The organism is Candidatus Frankia alpina (assembly GCF_902806485.1).
In the GTDB taxonomy this organism is placed as follows: domain Bacteria; phylum Actinomycetota; class Actinomycetes; order Frankiales; family Frankiaceae; genus Frankia; species Frankia alpina.
This window is the reverse complement of the sequence record NZ_CADCWT010000418.1, coordinates 1-2,324: the sequence shown is the minus strand read 5'-3', so window position 1 is coordinate 2,324 and position 2,324 is coordinate 1. Positions and strand designations below refer to the sequence as shown.

General features: G+C 68.3%; 3 protein-coding genes. 2 read left to right on the top strand and 1 reads right to left on the bottom strand.

Annotation, left to right across the window (positions count from 1 at the left end; all coding sequences use genetic code 11):
* Positions 1–9 precede the first annotated feature (9 nt).
* Positions 10–696 (bottom strand): rep family protein, encoded by a 687-nt coding sequence (locus tag G6R25_RS23465; RefSeq protein WP_163554602.1) that lies wholly within the window; start codon positions 694–696, stop codon positions 10–12.
* Positions 697–1,202: 506 nt separating this feature from the next.
* Between G6R25_RS23465 and G6R25_RS23460 the strand changes: the two genes are divergently transcribed.
* A complete protein-coding gene (locus G6R25_RS23460; protein WP_163554601.1) occupies positions 1,203–1,685 on the top strand; it encodes a hypothetical protein in 483 nt (160 codons plus the stop codon).
* 70 nt (positions 1,686–1,755) lie between these two features.
* Entirely contained in the window at positions 1,756–1,926 is a 171-nt protein-coding gene (locus G6R25_RS23455) for a hypothetical protein (protein ID WP_163554600.1), read from the top strand.
* Positions 1,927–2,324: the final 398 nt, after the last annotated feature.

Genomic DNA, 2,324 nt, shown 5'->3' with positions numbered 1-2,324 from the left:
ACATTGATGTCACGCAAAGCGACGAAACGTTACCGGGAAAGGCTCACTCCCTTTCCGGCCCTTCTTCAAATCCCCCCGGGCCATTTCGTTTCCCAGTCCGACACCGGTTTCCTGGAGCTTGACCAGGTAGCGGCCGAGAGCGTCGGAGTCCCGGGTGATGATATCGAGCTTCACACCGATGCCTTTCACCATCGGCTTGTGCCCCTGCCGCACATAGAAAGCATTCAACTTATCGAAATACTCCTTCGACATCTTCCCGTAGGCCTTCGCCGTGACCGGCTCCCGGAAGACCTCCACATCATGCGTGTGAGGGTGCCAGCCATTGTTTCCTCGGGTGATTTCCTTCGCCGTAATGCACCCCAGGAAGCCGGCTTCCGCGCGCGCCCTCTTGACCATCGTCTGCGAGGAAGCCCAGGCTCGGCCTTCAGTCAGCCCGCCGAGGGTTGTGCGCAGTTCATCTTCGGCGCTGTGGGGGATTGTTCTGGTCACAAAAACAGCCCCGTAACCGGCCTCGACGGCCCGGGAGATCTCGTCGGCCCGCCGGAACCTGATCTTGGCCGAGCAAACCGGACAAACCCACCCAGATCCACACGTCGACAGGCCGCTGCAGCAATGATGATCTCCGTTTTGGATCAGCGCGACGTCGCTGACACCCAGCGGCAAACCACAGGTCCGGAGCCACCGGCTCGTCGTCACGCCGCGGAGCCCGGATCGCAAAACGCTCCGCACCTCTTGGCGATCAAGCCTCTCCGAGGTTTCCGCTGGGGCACAGGGAAAATCTGGCTCCGTGGAGGGCCATTTTGAGCTTGATCGAGACCGGTAAGTTTGCGTAGTACCGAGCGCAGCGAGGCGGGCCCCCGGACTGGCGCGCGGCGAACCCGTGCGGCGCGGCGCCGTGCGCCGCGCGGGGCGGCCCTTGAAACCGTGAAGAAAGTCTGCGAGGCACCCGCGAGCCATCAAAAACGCGCGTTTTTGATGGCTCGCGCCGCTCCCCACGCCGCTCCCTGCGCCACTCCATCACCGCGGCGAGGGCCTGGCGGCCATCAGCCCAGCTCACCCAGGCCGAGCAACCCGCCCGCCCGCATCCGACATGTCTTTACCGCGGTCGGCAGCGGGTTGGTGGGAGCGATCGCGTATCGGACCATTTGCTGATCGCCTACGCATACAAATCACTACGATCGGTAGTTGTGTCTAAATCGCGAATGTTGCGAGTCCGATGGTCTACGTCCGGCCTGCTCCTCGCCGGCAGCCTCCTCCTGCCCCTGGCCGCCTGCTCAAGCCCGTCGGTCGCCAACTACGACGCCCGCATGGCCTACCTGCGCGCCACTGCCGCCCGCGGTGTCGAGACACACCGGCTGCTGGCCTCCCAGGGCGCGAAGATCGACCCGAAGCGATGCCAGGCCGCCTACGACGGGCTCGCCCGCAACGACATTCCCACCGACGCCAAAGAGTCAGGCACCGACAGCACCATCGTCACGGACGCATGGGCGTCCCAGGTCAACGCCTTCTTCGTCGACAGCTGCGTGTCCGGCCTCCCCCGGCCCGTCCCCGGCGACCCGACACCGCCGCGGTCCTCGGCCGGCACTCCGGCCGCGTCGAGAACGCCGGCGCCCGATCCCAGCCCCACTCCCTCGTTGACGCTGCACCCGGCGCCCACCGGTACGCCGGCGCCTCGCGGGTCGTAGCACCGGGCAGGTTCGACTCGCCGGCGGCGGCCGCCTGGCCCTCGCCGGCGAACCGCGCGACCCTGGACCCATGGCCAAGTCAAACAGCACGAGCAGCACGCCGATGACGTCGGAGGATGCCTCGCGGATCCAGTCCGCCGGCGACCGGGACCCCGACAGCCGCACCGGCCAGACCGGGTTCGGCTCCCGGGCGCAGTCCGCGGCCGCCAACAACGACAACGAGGACGACGACGAGGACTGACCTGCGGCGACGGTCGCGGTAGCGGCCAACCCGAGACGACGCACCCGCTGGATCCGGGTCCTGAACCCCACCGGCCCACCCGGCGCTACCGCTACCGCCGAGCTCAGGGCGCCTGCGACCGGCCGCGCGGCCGCTACCTGGTAGCGGACCCGCCGCTACCCCTCTCGGCGACTTCCACGGCCGCCGGCCCACGCGGCAGCGCGGTCAGACGATGTATGACGTCGGGTCGTCGACGTCGACCACGACACCCGGCGCGTACCCGGCAGGCGACGTCACCGGCGATCGGCACGGGGACGCACTCCCGGCACCACCCCGCACGGGCGGGATGCCCCGGGGGCAGCGCGGTGGCCCCGGGGATCAGCGCGTCCCCACACCGCCGGCACGCCGGCGGGATCTCG

Coding starts and splice junctions, on each gene's coding strand:
- G6R25_RS23460 (WP_163554601.1), top strand. CDS start 1,203: ATGTTGCGAGTCCGATGGTCTACGTCCGGCCTGCTCCTCGCCGGCAGC.
- G6R25_RS23455 (WP_163554600.1), top strand. CDS start 1,756: ATGGCCAAGTCAAACAGCACGAGCAGCACGCCGATGACGTCGGAGGAT.